20 protein-coding genes are annotated in these 22,786 nt (G+C 46.3%); 6 read left to right on the top strand and 14 right to left on the bottom strand.

The genetic code is table 11. From position 1 onward, the window contains the following. The first annotated feature begins 67 nt into the window (after positions 1-67). The gene (locus tag H583_RS0105930) at positions 68-556 is read left to right on the top strand and encodes a YfbM family protein (RefSeq protein ID WP_028559668.1); all 489 of its coding nucleotides are present in this window, start codon (positions 68-70) and stop codon (positions 554-556) included. A 197-nt stretch (positions 557-753) separates the two neighbouring features. Here the strand turns inward: H583_RS0105930 and H583_RS0105935 are convergent, their stop codons facing one another. After that, complete coding sequence (locus H583_RS0105935; RefSeq protein WP_028559669.1) at positions 754-1,716, bottom strand: tRNA dihydrouridine synthase; 963 nt, start codon at positions 1,714-1,716, stop codon at positions 754-756. 438 nt (positions 1,717-2,154) lie between these two features. Further along, positions 2,155-3,156, bottom strand: coding sequence for a VanZ family protein (locus tag H583_RS35970; protein ID WP_081667007.1), 1,002 nt, complete (start codon positions 3,154-3,156; stop codon positions 2,155-2,157). 627 nt (positions 3,157-3,783) lie between these two features. Between H583_RS35970 and H583_RS0105945 the strand changes: the two genes are divergently transcribed. Both H583_RS0105945 and H583_RS0105950 read left to right on the top strand, forming a co-directional pair. Beyond that, positions 3,784-4,641 carry an alpha/beta fold hydrolase gene (locus H583_RS0105945; RefSeq protein WP_028559670.1) on the top strand — a complete coding sequence of 286 codons (858 nt, stop codon included), beginning with the start codon at positions 3,784-3,786 and terminating at the stop codon, positions 4,639-4,641. Between the two features lie 422 nt (positions 4,642-5,063). Further along, a complete protein-coding gene (locus tag H583_RS0105950) occupies positions 5,064-6,041 on the top strand; it encodes a YndJ family transporter (protein ID WP_028559671.1) in 978 nt (325 codons plus the stop codon). A gap of 285 nt (positions 6,042-6,326) precedes the next feature. Here the strand turns inward: H583_RS0105950 and H583_RS32045 are convergent, their stop codons facing one another. From H583_RS32045 to H583_RS0106010, 11 genes are all read right to left on the bottom strand, one after another. Beyond that, positions 6,327-7,064: a multicopper oxidase domain-containing protein gene (locus H583_RS32045; protein WP_051236067.1), complete on the bottom strand. Its 738-nt coding sequence runs from the start codon at positions 7,062-7,064 to the stop codon at positions 6,327-6,329. Positions 7,065-7,279: 215 nt separating this feature from the next. Next, positions 7,280-7,801 (bottom strand): TetR/AcrR family transcriptional regulator, encoded by a 522-nt coding sequence (locus H583_RS0105965; protein ID WP_028559672.1) that lies wholly within the window; start codon positions 7,799-7,801, stop codon positions 7,280-7,282. A gap of 252 nt (positions 7,802-8,053) precedes the next feature. Next, a complete protein-coding gene (locus H583_RS0105970) occupies positions 8,054-9,118 on the bottom strand; it encodes an ABC transporter substrate-binding protein (RefSeq protein WP_028559673.1) in 1,065 nt (354 codons plus the stop codon). Positions 9,119-9,194: 76 nt separating this feature from the next. Further along, positions 9,195-10,967: a sulfatase gene (locus H583_RS32050; RefSeq protein WP_081667009.1), complete on the bottom strand. Its 1,773-nt coding sequence runs from the start codon at positions 10,965-10,967 to the stop codon at positions 9,195-9,197. A 60-nt stretch (positions 10,968-11,027) separates the two neighbouring features. Further along, positions 11,028-12,011, bottom strand: coding sequence for a formylglycine-generating enzyme family protein (locus tag H583_RS0105980; RefSeq protein ID WP_081667023.1), 984 nt, complete (start codon positions 12,009-12,011; stop codon positions 11,028-11,030). A gap of 20 nt (positions 12,012-12,031) precedes the next feature. Next, entirely contained in the window at positions 12,032-13,369 is a 1,338-nt protein-coding gene (locus H583_RS0105985) for a sulfatase-like hydrolase/transferase (RefSeq protein ID WP_036708666.1), read from the bottom strand. Then, positions 13,369-14,160 carry an ABC transporter ATP-binding protein gene (locus H583_RS32055; protein WP_081667010.1) on the bottom strand — a complete coding sequence of 264 codons (792 nt, stop codon included), beginning with the start codon at positions 14,158-14,160 and terminating at the stop codon, positions 13,369-13,371. Before H583_RS32055 ends, H583_RS0105985 begins: the two co-directional genes overlap by 1 nt. Then, entirely contained in the window at positions 14,129-15,127 is a 999-nt protein-coding gene (locus H583_RS0105995; RefSeq protein WP_028559676.1) for an ABC transporter ATP-binding protein, read from the bottom strand. Before H583_RS0105995 ends, H583_RS32055 begins: the two co-directional genes overlap by 32 nt. A 26-nt stretch (positions 15,128-15,153) precedes the next feature. Then, positions 15,154-16,017, bottom strand: a complete 864-nt coding sequence (locus H583_RS32060) for an ABC transporter permease (protein ID WP_051236069.1) — start codon at positions 16,015-16,017, stop codon at positions 15,154-15,156. A 13-nt stretch (positions 16,018-16,030) separates the two neighbouring features. Further along, complete coding sequence (locus tag H583_RS0106005) at positions 16,031-17,017, bottom strand: ABC transporter permease (protein ID WP_051236071.1); 987 nt, start codon at positions 17,015-17,017, stop codon at positions 16,031-16,033. Between the two features lie 15 nt (positions 17,018-17,032). Beyond that, positions 17,033-18,733 carry an ABC transporter substrate-binding protein gene (locus tag H583_RS0106010; RefSeq protein ID WP_028559678.1) on the bottom strand — a complete coding sequence of 567 codons (1,701 nt, stop codon included), beginning with the start codon at positions 18,731-18,733 and terminating at the stop codon, positions 17,033-17,035. A gap of 383 nt (positions 18,734-19,116) precedes the next feature. Here H583_RS0106010 and H583_RS38080 point away from each other — a divergent pair, with 383 nt between their 5' ends. Both H583_RS38080 and H583_RS0106020 read left to right on the top strand, forming a co-directional pair. After that, complete coding sequence (locus H583_RS38080) at positions 19,117-19,356, top strand: IS66 family transposase (RefSeq protein ID WP_028559679.1); 240 nt, start codon at positions 19,117-19,119, stop codon at positions 19,354-19,356. Between the two features lie 196 nt (positions 19,357-19,552). Beyond that, on the top strand, positions 19,553-20,242 hold the full coding sequence (locus H583_RS0106020; protein ID WP_028559680.1) for a TetR/AcrR family transcriptional regulator: 690 nt from the start codon (positions 19,553-19,555) through the stop codon (positions 20,240-20,242). Between the two features lie 702 nt (positions 20,243-20,944). On the opposite strand, the gene H583_RS0106025 is transcribed toward H583_RS0106020, so the two are convergent. Continuing rightward, complete coding sequence (locus H583_RS0106025) at positions 20,945-21,535, bottom strand: TetR/AcrR family transcriptional regulator (protein ID WP_028559681.1); 591 nt, start codon at positions 21,533-21,535, stop codon at positions 20,945-20,947. 152 nt (positions 21,536-21,687) lie between these two features. On the opposite strand from H583_RS0106025, the gene H583_RS0106030 reads away from it, so the two are divergent. Beyond that, entirely contained in the window at positions 21,688-22,632 is a 945-nt protein-coding gene (locus tag H583_RS0106030; protein ID WP_028559682.1) for a ketopantoate reductase family protein, read from the top strand. The last annotated feature ends 154 nt before the right edge of the window (positions 22,633-22,786 follow it).

Consider the following 22,786-nt stretch of genomic DNA (forward strand, 5'->3'; position numbering starts at 1 on the left):
CTTGAAATACACAATTTTCGGGTGTTACAGTTAGATCATATTTAAAAATGGAAGGAAGGCTCATCATATGGGAATATACGGATATTACTTTGCTATGGATGACAAGCTGGTGCAGCAAATCGCTGCAGGCGACATTGCATTGAAGACTTTGAAAATAGACGATTATCCGGGACTGGACATTGATCGGTCTTGGGAGGCGATTCACTACCTGCTTTGTGGAGATATTTCCGATGGAGAGCCCCCTCTTGGCTATGTTGTTCCATTGACATCAGATAAAGGCATTGATTTCGGTTCATTTGGGGCGTTTTCCTTGCGCGCCGGACAAGTTGCAGAAGCGCTCCAGGCCATCACCGAGCTGGATGAAGCGCAGCTTCGCTTGCGGTATAATTTCCCGGCCATGGTCAAGGAAGAGGTATATCCTCTTGAGCCTGGCACGGTTTCGGACGAGGACGAAGAAGCATTCTTTGCCTTTTTTCTGCAGCATTTTAACGAAATCCGGCGTTTCTACAGCCAAACCGCAGCCGAAGGCAAAGGTCTCATCTTCTATCTTTTCTGAAATTACACAGACTAATGGGAGCCTCACCTGACATGGCAATCACTTGGGTATATAGGGCAAATGGCTACAAAATGAAAACGTTAAGCAATAAATGAAGAGGGGCAATTGCCCCTCTTCATTGTATATGCCAATACATCTCCGATTTAATTGTCCTTCCGCACTTACAGTGAACAGCACTCCACATTTAAGGGTCTATCCTATTTCTCACTTCTAAACTCATTGATCAGTTCACGCACTTCACGGGTTGATTTGGCGTTCATTAAGCAGTTTCGGAGTTCACTTGCCCCTCGAAATCCGCGGACATAGATTTTGAAAAATCGGGTAAGAGAGCTGAACGAACGCAGTTCCATTGCTGAATACTGATCATGGAGATTTAAGTGCAACTGCAGCAAATCAAGCAATTCCTCACTGCTATGCTCCTTCGCTTCCTTTTCAAAAGCAAATGGATTCTGGAAAATGCCTCGTCCGATCATAATACCATCCACACCATATTGCTCTGCGAGTTTGAGTCCAGTCTGACGGTCAGGGATATCCCCGTTAATGGTCAGCAGGGTATGGGGTGCCACCTCATCACGAAGTTTCTTGATCTCCGGAATCAGTTCCCAGTGCGCATCCACTTTGCTCATTTCCTCTCTCGTCCGCAAATGAATGGACAGATTCACAATGTCCTGTTGCAAAATATGGGTCAACCAGTCGCGCCATTCGTCTACTTCAGTGAAACCAAGTCTTGTTTTCACACTCACGGGCAGTCCCCCGGCTTTAGCTGCCTGGATGATCTCTGCTGCAATAGCGGGACGGCAGATCAGGCCGCTTCCTTTTCCGTTTTCCGCTACATTGGGTACAGGACAGCCCATATTAATGTCGATGCCCTTGAAGCCTTCTTTGGCCATGCCGATACTCATCTCACGGAAATATTCCGGCTTATCACCCCAAATATGGGCCACAATAGGCTGTTCATCCGCAGTAAAAGTCAAGCGTCCGCGCACACTTTTGTTCCCCTCCGGGTGACAATAACTCTCTGTGTTTACAAACTCGGTAAAAAACACATCCGGTCTGCCAGCTTCACTTACGACATGGCGAAACACAACATCCGTCACATCTTCCATTGGCGCCAGTACAAAAAATGGCCGTGGCAAATCACGCCAAAAGTTCTCTTTCATCATTCAAAACCCCTTTATACCTGTCAGAACAATCATTGTCCGGAATTTAGTTGAACTTGTCCATGGAACATTGCTCAAACATCAGTATATATTAACCACGGATACATCTTAAAGTATATCACAAGCCCGAGAGTAGCAGCATACTCACCCGCGTTAATTCAATTAAAATAGAAGACAGTGAGATCACTCCTTCTCCTCTGTTCCTCTCATTCCTTATGCCAGACTGATAATTGTTCCGCCCGTTGGCGAGGGCTAGGCTTGGAGAGTTATTCCGGCAGATAATACCCCATATGCAAGAAAAGCCTAAGTGGGGCATCCACCTAGGCTTCATCATCTTACTATCTTGCTCATGAAAAAGTTCGGGCTTTCGACTAATTGAGGACATTGAAAGCTCTTTCAGTCATCAAAAGATGTCCGGCTGTATTTCACTTTTTACCATTACAATAACGATCTTAATTTTTCTTTAATACGATTTATAATCATTTGTCCCGTGTTTACTTCTGTAAGTGCTATATCCCACATCACGGCATTTGTAGCCGGACTTGGGTCATCATTCATTAATTTAATGGTAAGTTCATTTACTCCGTTTAAAGGGATTTGAAAGGCAAGCTGATTCGATCCGATTTCAGCTGATAAACCCAATGAATAAATTTCTGTGCCATCTGCAATAAAAATGATGTCACTTTTCCCATTGCTTGCAGTGTTGATTACATCATCCGGTATAGCGGCATTGCCTGCTATTCTTGTATATTTGCCATTTAAAAGATACGTAAACTCGTTAGTTCTTGTATTTTTTCTACTGTATACATTGATTTGAGGCTCAACCTTTTTCCCGACTGAAGTAAAACTTAAGAGGGTTTCATCCCACAGTACAGACCCGTCTTTTAATGTAAGTTCATTCAGGGCTGCGACTTCGCCGCCTCCATTATCTAAATAATTATTGATGCCGCCAACAATAGCAATAACTCCTATCGAAAGTACAATGGCTGTTAAAATGATTCGACAGATCCCTTTAAATTTATCCCGGTCACGTCGCACTAACCGCTGTGACCAAAATCCTACCGCCGCCCCTAATGTATTAATTATGATATCGTCAATATCAAAGGATCCTAAACGAGAAAGCATTTGTAAGATTTCAAGGATCGTAATAGACAGAATAAATAAGGTTATAAATCGAATGAAATGACAACGAAACAGAAGCGGGATGACAATTCCAAAAGGTATAAATGCGACAAAGTTGCCCAACTCAAAAAACCAAATTTGAAAGTTCCTTCCCATTGGAAAGTGTAAAGGAATCCCTTCAGGTATTAGACTATATCGCATACCAGAATCTTGAAGAAAAGAAGCTCTGCCGAAACCTAGATACAAAAAATATAAGGTCAAAATGGTGTATACTGCTAACATTATGATGGTAATTTTTCGCAACTTTCCTTGATACATAATTACATCCTTTCTTTTTTGCAAAACGACAGATGTACGTCCAATTCATTTTTGAGTCGTTGCTGCTTAGTTAGCGTACAATTTCTATACATGTACAAAGACGTAATGATACCATTTTAGAGAACAAAACAAAAAAAGATGTTAATCTTCTCTTAATTTATTTTAATGATTTCTTTGCCCTTCTCATTGTGATGGTGTTTTTACAGAGTTTCCCCCATTGAAACTGCTTGCTTGGCGCTGTCCATTCTGGCCAAGGCTGCCGCGGCAACAAAATCCCCTCCCAAGGTATATTGTTGCGAACCTGGCACCTCTCATTTTCTAACCATCAATATGACCGACTCTACATGGCTCGAGAGGACAGAACGAATGTCTAACTAATGTTCGATGGAACATGTCAGCTATCAGCATGCCAATTAAAGTTAATGAGATTTACAATACAAATAACATATGTTATTGTTAACCTATATTATTTGTATAAGAGGATAGTTATGTCAATTCAATTAGCAATATTAGGCATACTGAATTGAGTCCGTGAAATACGTCAGAAGTTGTTTGAAAATGCAGTTATGAAAGAAAAAGAGAAACTGAACTATCAAATTAGAGAAATAGAAAGAGAGGCGAATTATAATGGAAAACATATATAAGTCAGAAGTAGGCAAACAAGAAGTTTTAGGACAGTACCGAAAAATACTTGCTAGCTGGCCAGTGGAAAACCACCAATACGAAGTTGAGACAAGTCTTGGACCGACTTTTATCATAGAATCTGGATCAAAAAACAATCCCCCTCTGATCCTCCTGCATGGAAGCGTATCGAATTCTTACACTTGGTACAGCGATATAGCTTCCCTTTCTAAAACCCACAATGTCTATGCAATCGACATTATTGGAGAAGCAGGATTATCAGCGACAAGCCGACCAAGCTACAAAAGTGGTAAATATGCTCTATGGTTGAACGAAACAATAAATGCACTTAGATTAAGCTCCTGTACAATCGTAGCTATGTCATTAGGTGGTTGGATGGCATTGAGCTTCGCTACCACCTATCCGGATAAGGTTGACAATTTGATTTTGCTTTGTCCCGGAGGGCTTGCACATGAAAAAGCCAGTTTCCTATGGAAAGCAATGTTTTTCTCACTACTTGGAAAATGGGGTCAGCTACAAACACTCAAATTAGTGGGTGGTAATGTTTCTTCATCATCGTTATCCGGATTGGGAGAAGGTCTTACATTCGCATCGCTTACATTCAAATATTTCAAACCTCGAACGGCAAAAATGCCACTAATTCATGATCAGTCACTTTATCGATTGACTATGCCGATTTTAATGCTTTTTGGCGATTCTGATCAATTAATACCTGCAAGCAAGAGCATTAAGCGACTTCAACAATTTGCACAACAAGCTAGGATCGAGTTGCTGCCTGATACGGGACACCTAATTGTCAACCAAGCAGATAGGATACTAAAATTTTTGAAAAATAATGAGTAGTACACTCGCCGATTAGGGTTCTCTACTCCTTGATCAGCGGCTATTTTTCACTTGCAATTCTGTATCCATCTCAACACCCGATTTGAATTCAACGGTCAGCTTATCATCAACTACCGTAACTTATTCAAGAAGCCGCCTTACAGGCTGTTCATCATATTCCTCCAGCTTGTATGACTGTACCTGCATATTTCCAGTCCACATGTGTGGAGCATTTACGCTATATGCAGGTTGAGCATCGCTGCATCCACATTCAACTCAACTTTCTGCTTTACTACTATCGATGATACGATTCACCGTACCTGGTCTTTTGGCAAAAAAATGTGTTAAACTACTAAAAAGAGAACCTCCTATATACAATAAAGCAAGCTTCAAAAACGGATGCAGGCAGGTATTACGCCAAGCATGGTTAGAAAGGAACCACGATGAATAGTTTCCTGAGGCAAATGATGAAATCATGGATAGTACCGGTGATTCCCGGTGGAATCATTACCATCCTTATATTTTATCTGGATTACTTCCAATTCGAACTTGTTGAAAAATTCCTGCTGTTTGCGGCTTTCGTCATTGTACCTCTTGTGATTTTACTTTTGAACCATGACGAAAAGAATACACATCAAAGGATGATTTATGCTGCTATTAAGCTGCTTCAGTTTCCCGCAGCGCTTCTTGCCTTAGCCTCCGTAATGAGCAGTAAGATGTGGGGGTTAGGAAGCACGGCAATACCAGGTACTCTCTCCCTTGGGTGGCTGCTGTTAACATTTCTGATTTGCATCTATGGCTTGACCACTATTATTAATCATGAGGGAAGAACAGCGGAAATAGCGATCGGCGCGGGGCTCGTTTATTTTTTTATCGGAGGCATTTGGTTCACCTTATATCAGTATCAATTTAACCTCTTCCAAGCTAATCCTGCAACGCACGCACTAAGTTCAGTCCACTTTCATTTTTCATCTGCTATCGTTCCGATTTTTATTGGTGTACTGGGACGGATTATGACGAAGAAAACCTGGTATCCCTGGGTCGTAGCCATCGATATCATCGGCCCCATTCTGATCGCTATCGGTATGATTTTCTCCAAGCCGATTGAGTATATTGGTGTCACTTTGTTCGCCTGTAATATTGTGATTTACACCACTTATCTCCTAACTTACTTGAGGAGAAACTCTTTACACAATAAGGCAACCTTCTTTTTAGTCCTTTCTTGCATTGCCTTTTACTCAGTTGTCGTCCTTTCCATTTTCTATCCGTTACTGAAAAACAAGTTTTCCTTAACAATACTCGATTTCATTCCAATTTACGGAACGCTGCATGCGTTTGGTTTTGTTTTATGTGGACTAATCGGATGGGTGTACATGGCAGAATTTCTTAAGAAAAAAACGCTTGCCTATGAGAATATCTGAGTGGGCAGCAGTTCACCCGATTATCCTTTAACATACTAGAATTTATACCATTTGAGGGTGAAGCGGGCTTCACCCTCAAATCCGGCCAAGATAACCATGCGGCGGAGCGCCCGGCAATGCACTCGCAATCAAGCTGACAAAGATGGATTACAGCAGTTAGAAAGATCGGCGATCGCATGCTGTTCAGTTTCAATTATGTTCATCAAAATCCTCCTGATAATAGCATGATCGCCGTTTTCATGCTTATCCCTCCTTTAATTAGTGATTAATCAATCATTAAACAGCTTAATCTGGGATATTCCCGGATAGCGTACCTACTGTATAGGGGGTGGTTATCCCATAGTAATTGACCATCATGGTCATCCCGCTTGCTGCATGGTTCAGGTTGTGGCAGTGCTTCATCCAGAGACCGGGATTGTCGGCGACAAACGCAATCTCAAACGTCTCCCCTCCCTCAATGGGCAAGGTATCCATATAAATGTCGCTGGTTAATGGTATTCCGTTTTTACTAAGCACTTTAAAAATATGACCGTGCAGATGCATAGGATGCGTGCCTCCCCCATTATTCGTCATGGAGATTTTGACCAGATCGCCCTCCTCCACCATAATAGGCGGGATATGATGAAAGATTTCTCCGTTGATCGTATACGCCGCAAAAGCCTTTTGACTTAAAGACAGATGCTCCACCACATCAAACTCGGAGTCCAGTGAAAGCCCATCCGGCTTGGACGAGCCGTACGCAGTGAAATCAAACTTGCCTTTCGCCTGTCCACGCTCCGGCATGCTCCCCTGTCCGATATGGATATCAGGTAAACTCCGACTGTCTGCGGACGAGCTCTGCAACAGAATCCTTTGATCCGAAGGCACTTGAAACAGCAGGTCGTAGCGCTGTCCTGCTCCGATAAGCAGGGTTTGATCCTGAATGACTCCCGGACCCGGGATATCACTCCCATCAATGGAAACGACCTTAAATGAGCCCCCATACACATCCACATTTTGGGTGCGGCTATCGGCGTTCACCATCCTCGTGAGCTATGCAAATGCATCTCGCCCATGTTTACGGACTCAGGCTTATGGGCCTGATTGACTTGAATTGTCCAATACGCAAAAAACAAGAGAAATACACCGAGAGGAATGACGGTGAACATGCCGAATCCCATCCACCTTTTCTGCCGCTTACTCCATTTTTTCTTCACTAATCAATTACTTTTTCGCAAAAAATAAATAACCTCAGGCGGTTATTTATTTTCGTTGAACGCAAACAGCTCGGGAAGATCCAAAAAGTAAGAAATGTTGCACATCATGCCCATGGCGATAAAAATCGTTGCGTTTCTTTCTGCATCAGGCATGCCTGCTGCTTTATACTGTTCCAGGACATAGTTTCTGATGCGGGATAACCCCTCTTTGGTTACCGCCCGGATTGCTTCATCGGTGATGCCAATGCCGATCACCTGTAAAGCAATCTCATTGGGATATTGGGCCGACAATTGTTCATAGGCTTTGAGCATGTCGTTGTCCAACTGCTCCGGACTCGACTCGACATTTTTAAACGTTTGGAGTATCCGGTCGAACGCCCGATTCAAAACAGTGATGAACAGTTCCTCCTTCGTCGGAAAGAAACGAAACACATAAGGTTGAGAGATCCCGGCTTTCTCTGCGATAAGGGCTGTCGTAGTGTTATAGTATCCGCGCTCCGCGAATACCTCCAAACCTGCCTCAAGGATTTCCTCCTTGCGATCCTGTCCTTTCGACCTAGCCATAACAAGCCCCTTTCGTTAGTGATTGATTAATCGCATTATATCTGTCATTCAGCACCAACGCAAGGGGTGAGCTTAATTTTTTAAATCCCGATCCTCCACTTGGACTTTCGTGAGGACTCCATGATCCGTCAAAAAAGCACAGCCTCTTCAACTTTCTTGAAGAACTGTGCCTTTTTCTATGAGATTGAATTCCCAGTGGCCTTCAATCTTACTTTCTAAACGACACCCGATCTACCCTGCTGCTCTTTCCCGTTACTCATTCAAATACGTTGTCACCCGGTTCTGAATCAGCTTGCTGACTTCTTCTGCAGATTTCTGTCCGCTTTTAAAGCTTTCGAACTCCTCCAAAGTGATCGTTAACACTTTCATATCACTGGATTTTCGGACGCCCGCCTCTGAAATCAGCTTCTGTACCTCTGTAATCCGTTTTTTCGTCGTTTCTGCATCCGGCAAGTCTTCCGGGAACGGAGCATCCATCGTTCCGTTCTCGATTTGTTGCAAAACTTCATTCAATTTCTTATCAGTGGCGGCTTTATTTATCGGCAATCCAGAGAGATCCGGCGAAGCTTGCATTTCATCGGAAAGCAAAAACTTGATGAATTCCCATGCTTCCGGCTGAACCTCGGATTTGCTGTTCACCCCAAAACTGTACATGGACTTGAACGGCACGCCTTCCTGTTTTCCGCTCGCGTTCGGCTTCTGGTAATATTCAAAGTTTGAGGACATCGTCAGCGCTGCCGCAGGGTGGAATATGCCCACCATTTGAAATACCGCTTTACCCGGATCGGACGTAAAACCTTCGCTGAGCAAGCCTTCGTCGTATATCGACTTGATTTCCTTCATCATGTTGCGGAACAGATCCGAGTCGAAATTCGGCTTGCCCTGTCCGACAAGCTCCGCGTAGTTGTCCTCGATATAATCGTAGAGCAGCGGTGACATAATCAGGTTGTAGTATCCTTCGCGATTCCCTTGTTCCTTCAACTTCATGGCAACATCCTTAAATTGGCTCCAGCTCCAGGGTTTGTTTTTATCGACTGAAATATTCTCCTTCTTCAATACCCCGGTATTTCCCTGAACCATTTCGAGCGAAAAGGAGAGCGGCGTGACATACAGGCCATCCCCGTCTTGGGATGCCTTCAAAATATTGGCGTATAACGCGTTTTGATCAAGCGAGCTGTCTTTGGCCATAAGGTCGTATAAGTTGACCAACAGTTTATTGGCGACGAATTTGTTTTGGGGCAAGTTGTTCATGAGGATAAGATCGGACCCTTTGCCGGAAATAACCTGCGTCGTCACCGCTTGAACGTACTTTTCCAAGTCCGCCGCCTCCATGGCCTGGCCGCTTTGGGCGCCAGCAATAGCGCGCCACCACTCTGCTGCATCTGATTAAATGCTACAACACCAGCATTTTAAGCATCTTCAATAATGACTCGCCCTGTGGCCCGAATGTAATTACCCACTGCGCGATTGCCTCATCGTCAATCTTTTTAATGTTAGCGGATTGGACATAAGCCTTGATGCCTTCCAGCAGCGTAAGCCGAACGGGAGCCGGAACCAGACACTGAACTGCAAAATACGCCTCTCTCCCTTGCTCTGTCCATTCCTCGCCAAGCCCTAAGTCTGCCTCGTAAATCCGCCGACGCGTTTCCTTCTCCAAATGCAGGGTAGCTTGCCCGACAACTCCGTCCACCGGAATTCCAATACGCTCGAACTGCTCCAATGGCGCATCATTCTCCCTCATGATTTCGGCCATCAGCTTAATCATGCGGGCTTCTACCCGCTCATCCACGATCGGCGTTTGCTGGCGAGGGTCTAGCACCAAATCAAATAAGAGCGTCCCGTGCAAGTACGGATTCAAAAACGTATGCGCCTCAATCTCCAACGTACGGCAGCCCTTCGTGAAGGCAAACGGCTCCCGCAAGCGGAGATCGTTAAGCTCCTTGACCCCAAAACGATTGTGCATATGGGTCGGCATTAACGTATATTCTCGAAGCGGCCCATTATCGAAGTGCTGCGGTGCTCTCATATAGACATATCTGCCATCAGTCACATTGATATGACCGCCATGTATGCCAAAAATAGCTGCTTCCCGCAGCTTCGGATTGCCATCGCCATCTTTACCGTCAACAAGCCGGCTAAGCGGATTGCCCTGCATGTCGGGTGGAATAGGCGCACCGAAAAATTCGAGCAGTGTTGGCGCAATATCGATCGTTTGGACTAGCGCTTCCGTTCGCGAGCCTTTCTCTTGATGACGCGGGTCCCAGATGAAGAGCGGAAGATTGACAATTTCATTGTAGAAGGGCTGAATATTCTTTCCCCACCATCGGTGTTCCCCCAGTAGGAAACCATGATCCGTGTTGACGATTAACATTGTATCCTGCCATAGATTATATCTGTCGAAGATGTCCAGCACCTTGCCCAGATAGGTGTCGCACATGCTAAGTAAAGCCGCATACTCATAAATCGCATGCTGAATTTCTTCAGGCTTCTGCGTGGCTTTTCCATAATCAGGCCAATCGAAATGCTTGCCATCATAGAGATGTGGATACAAATCCTTATACTTCTGCTGCGTGAAAAATGGTTCATGTGGATCAAATGCTTCAATCTGTAGAAACCAATTATCCTCCAACCGGTTAGTCTCGATAAATTCGATGCCACTGCCGAAGGTTAAGGCAATCGGCTGCTTCTCCTCCGTATCCAGGTAAGCGCGATTCACCCAATCCTGACGCCATAAGCTGCCAATCTTAGGTCCCGATAACGAGTCGGGAATATGAGGGTCTTGGACATTGCCCTTCCATGGATCGCCCTCCTGCCCCCTTGCATACTCCCAGCTGTTAAAGCGGGGATGGTAAGTAGCGCCTCCGTCTTCGAAATAATGCGTGTGGTCTGTAGACAGATGTGTATACACACCGTTTTGGCGCAGCACGTCAATTACAGAGTCGTCGAACGGCTCCAGCGGCCCCCAACTGCGATGTAAAAAATTATGCCGTCCTGTATGCAGCTCCCTGCGAGCAGGCATGCACGGCAAACTGCCCGCATAGCAGCTGTCGAATGTTACAGTCGCCTCGGATAGCCTTTCAAAATTAGGGGCCTTGATCCATTCGCAGCCATAGTTCGGCAGCATATGCTTGTTCAAGGAATCAAACATGACCATTACAGCTTTCATTTCCCATTGCTCCCCTCTACTTGAATTCGAAAGATAAGAATAAGTCCGATACTGACATTATTACTGAAAGGTCGCTCCAACCCGAAACCCCATATTTCCGGCTGAACTGTCCGGGCTGTTCGAGCTTCGAGCCGCAACGCGGTACCGGTTGCAGTATGATTTGTGGCATAGATACGAGCCACCGCGCGTCGATCTTGCCTTTCCAGAGCTTGGTCCTTGCGGATTAATGCGCACATCCTGCACAGGCGAATACGGGCTGAACCAATCTGAACACCATTCCCATACATTACCGACCATATTGTATAGACCATAGCCATTAGGCGAAAAGGCATCCACAGGAGCTGTTGTTTCATAACCATCGGAGGCATTATTCTTATATGGGAACTTGCCCTGCCATATGTTGCATCTATGCTCGCCGTCCGGTTTGAGCAGATCTCCCCACGGATAGCGCTTCTGCACAAGCCCACCGCGGGCGGCGAATTCCCACTCCGCTTCGCTCAGCAAGCGTGTACCTGACCATGTGCAATACGCAGCCGCATCGTTCCATGAGATATGGACGACCGGATGGTTCATCCTTTCTCCAATATGTGAGCCGCTCCCTTCAGGGCAGCGCCAATTTGCGCCCTCGACTACCCACCACCAAGGGGTATTGCGGGCTGCACTGCGTACATCCTTCTCTGATTCTTTTGTCACATATAGATGAAATACGTACGACCAGCCCCATTGCTCGGCATCCGTCCGATAGCCTGTATCGGTAACAAAGGCTGCAAATTCCGCATTGGTCACAGCGTATGGCGAGATATAAAAAGGATCGACCCCCACCTCGCGAACAGGACCTTCCCCGTCTGCAGGAAATCCTTCACGATCTTCTGTCCCCATCAGAAAAGCGCCGCCACTGAGCAGCACCATTCCTTCATAAACGGTCCCCGGCTTCTTAGCAAGTACGCTTGGGCTTGTCTCGATTGCGTTCGTGATCGCTTCTGAGCCTCGGCCGACTTGACAGCAGCAACCGCCTGCTTTGTCTTTGACGACCGCTCCATGCATTCCTCGCTTAATCTGGTTGTTCATGTTTCTCCCTCTTGACGCCTGACTTCATCGTACCAAGCGGTAACAGCCTGCTGCAGCTCACGTACCTTATCTGGATATTGGTCGTGAACGTTAATGCGTTCCCCCGGATCATGCTCCAAATTGGACAGATGAACCGCCTCGGGCGCTCGGCGGCCAAAATCAAGCTTGCCGTTCATCACTAGCTTCCAATTGCCTTCGCGAACGGCAAGCTGTCCCTCATAAGCCCAGAACAGGCGCTCGTGATGCGGGTTAACAGGCTCACTTGCACCCTCTCGCAGCAAAGGCACGACGCTCTTCCCATCCACAACCCGCTCCGGCAGCTCGATTCCCGCCAGCTCCAGAAGCGTCGGAACAACGTCCATCATGGCACAAGGCTCGTGCCGGACAATTCCCCTGTTTCCCAGCAGCTCCGGATAGCTTAGAATAGCGGGTTCCCGAATCCCTCCGTCGAATAGACTCCCTTTGTGCCCGCGGAATATACCCGCTGAACCGCCATAAAATAAATCCTCTGTACCATCCAGGTAATTGCGCGACTCCGTTGACGGTCCATTATCGCTAGAGAAAAAAATAATGGTATTGTCGTATTGCCCTGTTCTGCGCAATGCATCCACGATCTCGCCGACACCATCATCCACAGCCGAGATCATCGCTGCCATAATCCGCTTATCAGGAGCCAGACCCTGATAGCGATCCACGTATTTCTGCGGTGCATGCATCGGATAATGCGGCGCGTTATAAGGCACATAAGCGAAGAACGGCTTCTCCTCTCCCTGCCCCCCGCCAGCTTCAATGAATGCTACAGCTTTAGCTGTAATCAGCTCGGTCATGTATTCACCGTCACTCCATACTTCCTTGCCGTTATGCCATAGGTCATGAACGGGGTTTACACCGCTCTGCTGCTCCCAATAGAAAATATGCGAGTAATAATCCACGCAGCCCGCGAGGAATCCGAACGACTCATCGAAGCCGTGGGCATTCGGATTCTGCTCCGGTGTTACGCCCAGATGCCACTTCCCGAACAGTCCAGTTCGATAGCCATGCGGCTTCAGCAGCGACGCCAATGTCTGCTCATCCAACGACAGTCCGACAGTGCCGCGCTTGCCGCTTAATATACGCTCAACACCCGTACGAGCTGGATAGCGGCCAGTCAATAACGATGCGCGCGACGGAGAACAGACAGGGGAGTTGGAGTACCAGTTCGTGAAGCGGACTCCCACATCTGCCAACCTATCCAGATGTGGTGTCTGGATATACTCAGAGCCATAACAGCCAAGATCCCCGTATCCCAAGTCGTCGCAATAAATAACGATCATGTTTGGTCTGCTCGTGCCCATTACTCCTCCCTCCTGCGCCACGGATTAGGCGACGCATCCAACAAGGTCTGCGTGTAAGCATGCTGCGGATTGGCAATAATCTGCTCCGTATCCCCTCTTTCAACGACTTGCCCGCCGTACATGATTAAAATATTGTCAGACATATATCTTGCACTTCCCAGGTTATGAGTGATCCATATCAAGGAAAGCTCATAGTCATTTTTTAAATCCAGCATTAAATTCATGATATCGATTCCTATGGATACATCCAGCATGGACGTTGGCTCGTCGGCGACTAGCACGCGCGGATTAATGCCAAGTGCCCTGGCGATCATGACCCGCTGCTTCTGGCCACCCGACAGCTGGGAGGCATATTTATCAATATAATCCTCTGCTGGCGCCAGGCCTACCTTCTGAAGCAATTCGAGCACACGCTTTCGAATATCCTCTCTCTCTCCGTGCAGCTGCAGCGGTCGGCCGATGACGTCTAGAATACGATGATTGGGATTCATAGTCTCGAACGGGTCCTGAAAAATCATTTGGATTTCCTTGGCTACTGCCTTACGATCCCTTGGTTTTCTGCTTATCGCACGACCATCCAGCAGAATCTCGCCGCTTGTAGGATCGACCAGGTTCACGATCATTCTCGCTAGTGTACTTTTACCGCAGCCGGACTCGCCAACAATTGCCAATACTTCACCCTTATGAAGCGTGAAGGAGACGTCCTTGACGGCATTGTGCCTGGTCTTTTTTAGAAAAGATCCTGATTCGAACGCTTTGCTAACGTGATTGACTTGCAGTAACGGCTTCATAGCTGTCCTCCCTGAAACCATATAGATGGCAAGCGACCATCCCTTTATCATCGTTGATTATGCTTGGCTCGATTCGCGAGCATGCATCGGCCGCGTGCTGGCAACGTGATTCGAAGCGACAGCCTGCCGGCGGCATAATGAGATTCGGAGGCGAGCCTGGAATGCCATCAATTCGCACCCTCGGACCGGTCAAGGATGGAAAAGAACGAAGAAGGCCTTGCGTGTAAGGATGGCGTGCCCCATACAGCAGCTGCTCGGCACTGGCAACCTCCGCCATTCGGCCCGCATACATAATACCGATCCGGTCACATATCTCAAGCATAAGAGGCAAATCATGGGTGATGAACAAGATAGAAAAACCAAGCTCCTTCTGCAGCTCGATAATCCGGTTCACGATCCCTTTCTGCGTGACGACATCCAGCGCGGTTGTCGGCTCATCCATAATAATGAGCTCCGGGCGGAGCGCCATCGCCATCGCGATAACGACGCGCTGCCGCATCCCGCCGGACAGCTCATGTGGATAGCTGGACAGCTTTGCTGCTGGTATCTCCACCAGGGCAAGCAATTGCTCGGCTCGGCTCTGCGCACCGCGGGCCGTTATGCCTCTTTCATGCGCAAGAATAACATCGGCCAGCTGACTGCTAATTCGCATTACGGGGTTGAGATTATTCATCGCACTTTGCAGTACAACCGAAATTCTCGACCAGCGGTAAGACTGAAACTCATGCTCTTGAAGCTTCGTTAATTCTTTACCGTCAAAAACAATACGGCCTCCAACCAGTCTCGCGGGCGGGCGCAGCAGCCTGCTGATGGCATAGGCGGTAGTCGACTTCCCGCAGCCGGACTCACCTGCCAGCCCGAAAATTTCTCCTCGCTCGATGGAGAAGCTGACTCCGTCGACCGCTTTGAACATTCCATTCGGTGCAGCATATTCTACTTGCAAATCTATTACGTCCAATAACCCCATCTATACCGCCTCCCTTGCCTTTCATTTCAAGAAAAATGCTGCTGCGCACCACGCTTCGCCCGGAACCTCTCTAGCGTCCCGTTGCCGAGCAGTACGAAGCCATAGCAAAAAAGTGCAATCGCTATGCCTGGCGGAATGATCCACCACCATGCATCGTACATAATCGCGTTGTTCGTATGCGCCAGGGTAAGAATCGTTCCCCAGCTCACGCTTCGCGGATCGCCGATGCCCAGAAAGCTCAGCCCCGCCTCCGCCAGAACGGCCTGCGTTGTCACGCTGACCAGATTGGCCGCGATGATCGGAAACAAATTCGGCAATATTTCTTTGGTCATAATTTCAAAATTGCTCATCCCGACGACCCGTGCCGCCTCCACATACCCGCGCTGCTTTTCTGATAATGTCTGGCTGCGAATGCTTCGAGCCATATAGAGCCAGCTCAACAGGCCAATGACGAGAATGATACTCGTGAGTCCCATCGACGGCAGGAAGGAAGCCAAGATGATCATGAGCGCGATAACCGGAATGATGAGCAGCAAATCAACGATGAACATCAATGCATCGCTTACCCATTTACGGTAAAAGCCAGCCGTAAGACCGACGAGAACACCGATAATCGTCGTAATAAAACCCGCTATAACGCCGACTAGAAACGAGGTTTGCGTACCATAGATGAGCTGCGAGAACACATCCTGTCCATAGCTGTCCGTACCAAGCAGATGCTTCATGGAGGGTGTCAGCCACGCCTCGAATTCAATATCGTTTTTGGGATAAGGAGCAATCAGCGGACCGATGAACGCCGCAGCTGCAAAAAAAGCAAGAATTGCGCCCCCTGCCAGCTGCTTGCCGTTCCATCTGCGGGAACCGTCCAGGGGTAGGTTGACCTTCTTCATTTCCGTTCCACTCCTAATTCAAATTGACACGAGGATCAATAAAGGGGTAAATCAAATCAGCAATCAAATTGACAGCAATGATGGACACTGCGATGACTAGAAATGCACCTTGAATTAGAGGATAGTCATGATTCAATATCGCATTATTGATCAACATGCCGATCCCCGGATAGGAAAATACAATTTCCATCGTAATCGCTCCTCCAACTACATGGCCTAGCGACAGCATGAAGCCTGTGAACGAGGGCAGGAATGCATTTCGTATACCGTAGTGGAACACACGCCTTCTGGCTGAGAGTCCCTTGGCCCGCGCGAGCACCATATAATCCTCCGACAATACCCGAATCAAGTTGTTGCGCAGCACGAGGATATGGCTCGCTACCGATGCCAAAGCAAGAGAGAGGACAGGCAGCACGGCATGATGGACAATGGAGCCAACCTTTCCCATTGGACTCAGCGTGTCGTAATCAACAGATATCGCTTGCCCCAAAGGAAACCAATCCAGCTTATAGGCAAAAATAACAATAAGCATAATGCCGATCCAAAAGTACGGAACGGAGTTAATAAAAAAACTGACGCCGAGCGCTGAATTGTCGAACCAGGAGCCTGGCTTCAAAGCCCCCTTGATACCGATCAGCCAGCCAATTGCATAGCTTAGCAAAGTAGCGATAACCACAGTTCCGAGTGTCCATGGTAAGGCGTTCCAGAGAACGTCCTTAACCGGCACCGGGTAATTAAAATATGAAATGCCTAAGTTACCTTGAAGCAATTGGGTGATATACTTACCGAACTGATGGATCAGGCTCGGATTATCGAGCCCAAACTGCTTTCTCAGCCCCTCTGCGACCTCGGCAGAACCGAGTGCCGTCTGTGAAGCGATCATTTCCGCAGGGTCACCGCCGATGAGTCGCGGCAGCAGAAAGTTCATGATGATCGCGGCGATGAGAGTCGCAATTGCGAATACGACTCTCCGAACGACGTAAGACAATTGAATCTTCATCGGTGCAGCTCCTCTTTATTTCTTCGTGACCTTCACTAACGAGAGCACTGAGGTTGCCGGAACATTAGTATCGTAATTTGTGAATGACGTCTCACTGTATGGCGTTTTGCCCGAGCTGTACAGCGTAACGACAGGAGCGAGCTCTGCAATTCTCGCCTGCACCTTCTTGTAGAGCTCCGTACGCTGCTCAGCATTAGCTGCTGAGCCCTCATCCAGCCATTCATCCACTTGCGAATCCCTGAATCTCGCCCAGTTCAGGCCCGAGGTATTCTCGCCAATAGGCGCCGTCATTTTGCTATGAAACACTTCAAGCGCTGCCTGCGGATCTGCAGGAACCGTGATCCCATTTTGGATCAGATCGTAGGAACCGGACATCGCAAGGCTAGTGAGCTCCGGCCAGGTAACCATCTTAATAGTTGTAGCGATCCCCGCCTGATTCAGCCAGCCGGTGATCATTGCTCCTTCTTTGTTCTGTGCCGGAGCATTAGCCGCCATATAGTACACAAAGGATAATTTGACTCCATCCTTCTCATAAATCCCTTTGCTGTTCTTCACATAGCCAGCATTTTCCAGCGTCTTGTTTGCTTGTTCAATGCTGAACTGCAGAGAAGGATCATCTGCAAGCTTCTCATTCACAAGACTGCCGAAAACTTGGGATAAGAAGCCATGGTTCCCGACAGTGGCTGCCCCCATCTCGCCTTTCTCTACCACTTCCTCACGGTTAATTGCCTGCTGAATCGCCTTCCGTACGGCAACATCGTTCAAGCCAGGCTTATCGTTATTAATAATGACTGCGAAGGTTGAAAGTCCTGGGAATTGCTGCAGCTTGTTGTCCTTGTTTTCGAGCAGCTTAGGCAGACTCGGCATTGCAATAGTGCCAGTCGTTCCTTGAATTTCTCCTTTTTGCAATGCGAGTGTGATCGCAGGAGAATCCTTGAAGCGTTGGAGCACAAGCTCTGTAATTTGCGGAGCACCTAAGTAAGACTCTGGATTCGCATCGAGCAGAATCGCACTTTCATTAATATTCCTGAACTTGAAAGCTCCTGTTCCAATCGGCGTCTTGTTTAGAAAGGTCTCCGGGTCTTCTTTCTCAAACAAATGCTTGGGCACGATATAGACCGTAGTCAGGTAGTTTGTAAGCGAAGGAAACGGATTGTTTAATTGAAAAACGACCGTATCGGAACTACTTGCCCTCACGCTGTTTAGACGAGTATCGCTCCACAAATGGTAGGAATCGAGCACAGGATGATCCTTCAGTACTTGGAAGGTATACACAACATCGTCCGCCGTAAAGGCTTCTCCGTCATGCCACTTCGCGGTGGTATTCAGCTTGACGGTCAATGTCTTCTGATCCTCAGACCATGTGCCGCTATCTGCTGCAAGCCGATTAATGAGTTCTCCCTTGACCGGATTGAAGTAATAGAGCGCATCATACACATAATCAAACAATGGACGATAATTGCCTGTATTTAAATAAGGATTAAAGTTATTGACCTGCTCCGTATTGATAATATCACCAATACGGTACGAGATTTTCTCAGCCTTGGCCGGCTCAGCTGACATAGATGAATTCGTTCCTTCACCTTTGTTCCCGGCAGGCTGAACGTTGCTAACATTACTGCTGCATCCTGTGAATAAGACGACCGACAATAATGCTGCGATACCTAATGGAACATACCTTTTGAACAGATTTACTCTCGATTTGCGAATACTCATACATAACCCTCCACTATTTGTGGTCTGCCGTCTCGTTTTCGATTGGCCAGCCAAATAAAAAACACAATACAAAGCTATCGCCGTCACGGAAACGCTGCTCGCATTGTGTCTCCGGTTGTCCGGTAGACTAATATTCTATAAGAATACTAGGTTATAAAACACTTCATCATCAGTAATTACTTAGGTCTCCCATAAAATTCGGAAGATTTTTTGCATGAAAATAAGGAATTCCGCGATGGAGTGTTTGATCTACCGGCCCCGCGCATCAAGGTGACCGAGCATCGCGCATAGAAAAAATGCTGCTGTGCTTGCGGACTGCATCAACAGGCGGCATTCCCAGAACAAGTAACCGCTCCGACGCAGTACGGGGAGGGATTAGCCGCATGGACAACCTAGAGACCAGTGAGAGCGGACGAAAAAGCAAAAGCAAAGCCGCCAACCTAGGCGCTCGTATGGCGTTTCACAAACCGGCCATTCTCCGGTTTCTTTGGGAGGTCCACCTCTCATTTGACAACAACCAGGCTGAACGCGATCTTCTAAGCGATTTGCCCGTATGCGCAGCTTCATTTCCACGCTGCTCAAATAGCATCGTCCCGTTCTTTCCTCCCTCACTGACGCGTTAAAAAGCCAATTTAGCTTCTAATGAACCTAAGTAGTTACCATAATTATACATTCGAATTAACAGACTGTAAATACCTATTTATATTTTGTTAACTTTTTTTCGCAAAATGGCTTATAATAAAATACAGAAGAGGCATTGGCAGTGAATGAACGATTTTGTAATACTATAAAACGTCGTAGAAATGAGGCTAGAGCGCTTTGAAAACATGGGATGAGGAATTAGATGACCTGCGTCTGAAACGCCGTCAGCAGATTCTTGAGGTAGCCAGAGAAATATTTTTGGAGAAGGATATATCCCAAATTACGATGGTGGATATCGCGGCGAAGGCGGGGATCAGCAGGGTTACGATGTATAAATACTTTAATTCAATACATGAAATTGTGTTTGAAATACAGATTAAAATCATGAAGGAAATTTCTCATTATTTTCAGGTGGACGGCGAATCCGGCAAGACTGGCGCGGATAAGCTGGGTATCATGCTAAATGGGTGGCTGCTGCTCTATCATGAGCAGCCCGATCATCTGCGCTTTATCGGGCTGTTCGATCACTACTACCGTAATTCTTTTCCCTCAGAGGAACTGCGCAAGCGCTACAAAAACTCGATGGAGGATCGCAGCGAGCGGTTTATAGCTGCCATTAGAGAAGGAATTCGCGATGGTTCGATTCAGCCTTCGTTTGATCCCATTGTTCTTGAGACCATGGTGCAAAATACGATTATCAGCATGATGCTGCGTATGGCCATGAGGGGGCACTTAATTCAGAAGCAGTGGGATGTGGACCCCGAGCAAATCCTGATTTATTTAATGAACTTCTTATCCCAGTTCGTTCGTACGAAACCGGATCCCAGTGTGTTCGAGCTAGGTCCTAGTCCCGTAACTGAGGGGTAGCTGTACTTCCCTTTGACGATTACCGAAGAATATTCGTCCAAACACTGTGCCGAAGAATCACTCCGATTATCCTACAGAATGGGATAGCCCGGATGAATCCTGGGATACTTTCATTCATACGTCACGGGAAGATGTGGCTCTTATTTAGTCACTCTGCTTCTGTCGTTGTTTATTAAGCAATCGAAGCCTTCGGGTACAGCTATAGAAGAGTGAGCATTCTGTGCAACCTTCGTTAATCGTCAGTTCAACCGCTTTAACGATGAATACGCTCGTATTGTGCAGGGAAATCATAATATCCTGCCTGTGCGAGCGTATTCTTTTTTACCCTCAGACTTTACTTCGACCTCCTGTCGTTACAGACAGCGCATCCCATATACTCATTAGCTACGTTATAGCGGCATTAATTGTCTCAAGCGAAACCACCTACTACTTGCATCTCATACAACGTCTCCACCATAGTTGCCAGTTTGGAATATGTTGCAAAATAGTAAAGCCCGAACGGTAATATGTTCGGACTCTAACAGGTAAATGCTGCCGCTCACCGTATTTTTTTCATTGTCAGTAATAGGAGTGTTGTTCGATCATGTGTTCAGTTAAAATCAAGGCCGTATTGCCCTGTTTATCAAGAATGCGCCAATGATGCCCGCCAAATGGCAAGATGAGCCGATATTAAAGTCCCTCATTCTCCTTCTCCTCGTCCCCTTACTTTTTATTCAAATCAGGGCGCCGCGGATTGACCTTGCCAAAGATATGATACGGTGTTATCCCATTTGCAAATAGGCTATCTACCAACTTGACCAATTCTTCCGACGATAGATCTTTGCCGTTGCGTATCCAAAGGCGAAACATAGATATTAATGTTGATATGTAAAACTCAATTATGTATGGTGCTAAGACATCATTTGTTGGAAAGTCAACAATCAATCTCTCAAAGGGAATTTCTCTTTTCAGGCGTTCAACAAAATGAACAGAACCATAGTCGCCCAAGAGGGCTTTAAGAACTGAAATTTCCTCTGCACTTTCCAAGCATTGAAGTGCATCTTGGAAAGTATGTGTAGAAAACTCTCTGCCTGCCATTTCCTCGTTAATGGATTTCAAAACACGCTCTTCAACGCAGTCCAACAACTCATAGATATCCGTAAAGTATTGATAAAATGTACTGCGATTATATCCTGATTGGTTAGCAATCTCTTGAATGGATATTTTTTCAATTGGTTTTTGGCTATATAAATCACAGAATACATTTATAAATGTTTGCCTTGTTTTGTCCGTAATTTCAGGTTGCTTTTTCATTATTTGCCTCCATTTTTCTGTTCAATCGATTATACGACAGATATTAAAAATCTGATGGTTGATGACCGTATAGTGAATCTATACAATAACATTATACAACACGTTGTTTGATCATCAACAAGGATTTATATATATTTTTTTGGGAGGCTAATATGAGAATTTTATTCTTCGGTAGAGGTGTAATATCGACCCAATATGCTTGGGCTTTTGAAAAGGCAGGGCATACAGTTGAGTTTTACGTTAGAAAAGGGAGAAAAGAAACCTTCGGAAGCAATATAGAGCTTGAAATGTGGGACGCACGAAGAGGGAAACAACTAATAAAAGAAAGCTGGAACGTCAACCTGCATGAGGAGCTGAGCCCGAATTATGATCTCATTATTGTGAGTGTCAACACGGAACAGCTTCCAGCAGCAGCCCAATTACTATCGACTGCTGCTGGAAACACCCCTGTCCTAATATTCAATAATGTTTGGCAAGATTTGAAATCATCGATCTCACCATTGTCTATGAACAATGTTGTCTTTGGGTTCCCAGGAGGAGGAGGAGGCATCGCGGACAATAGGCTTAGAGGCGGCTTTTTGAAAATGCTATTTCTGGAAAAACCACGGGGAGGCACTGAACAAATTAACAACAAGGTTAAAGAACTATTTGAAAGTGCCCATTTTAAAATTAGTTGGATAAAGGATATGCAAAACTGGCTATGGGGTCACTTTGCCATGAATGCGGCTATAGAGACCGAGGTGTTAAAACTGGGAAGTTTTCCAGCACTCATGAATCATAGTGACTCATTCGCAAATGTTGGTAAGAATATGAGGGAAATTATTCCTGTACTTAAAGCAAGAGGTGCAAAGATTGATACGATTTCTCTACTGTTAACTAAGATTCCACCAGCACTTCTCGGTACGCTTTTTAACAAGGTTATTTTTGCAAAGGGCAGCTTACCACGACTTTTCATCGAATACAATAATAGTAAAGCAGGTTTTGCGGTACTTGAAGTTGTGAGAGAAGCAAAAAAATTAGGTATACCTTTACCACGTCTTACTGTGGCATTTGAAAACAATGAACAACACAAAGCTATTGAAAATTCCATATCATAAAAATTTGCAGGATTCTCTGTCATCATGCGGATAATTTTGGCCTTAGATTTCTTAATGTGATATGCTCCCCATACGGTAGACAGGTGAAATAATGCAACCCTGTTACTGTATGGGGAGTTTTTTCATAAAAATGACTAACAATAACAAGAACAGG

This window comes from Paenibacillus pinihumi DSM 23905 = JCM 16419, assembly GCF_000422505.1.
In the GTDB taxonomy this organism is placed as follows: Bacteria; Bacillota; Bacilli; order Paenibacillales; family Paenibacillaceae; genus Paenibacillus_D; species Paenibacillus_D pinihumi.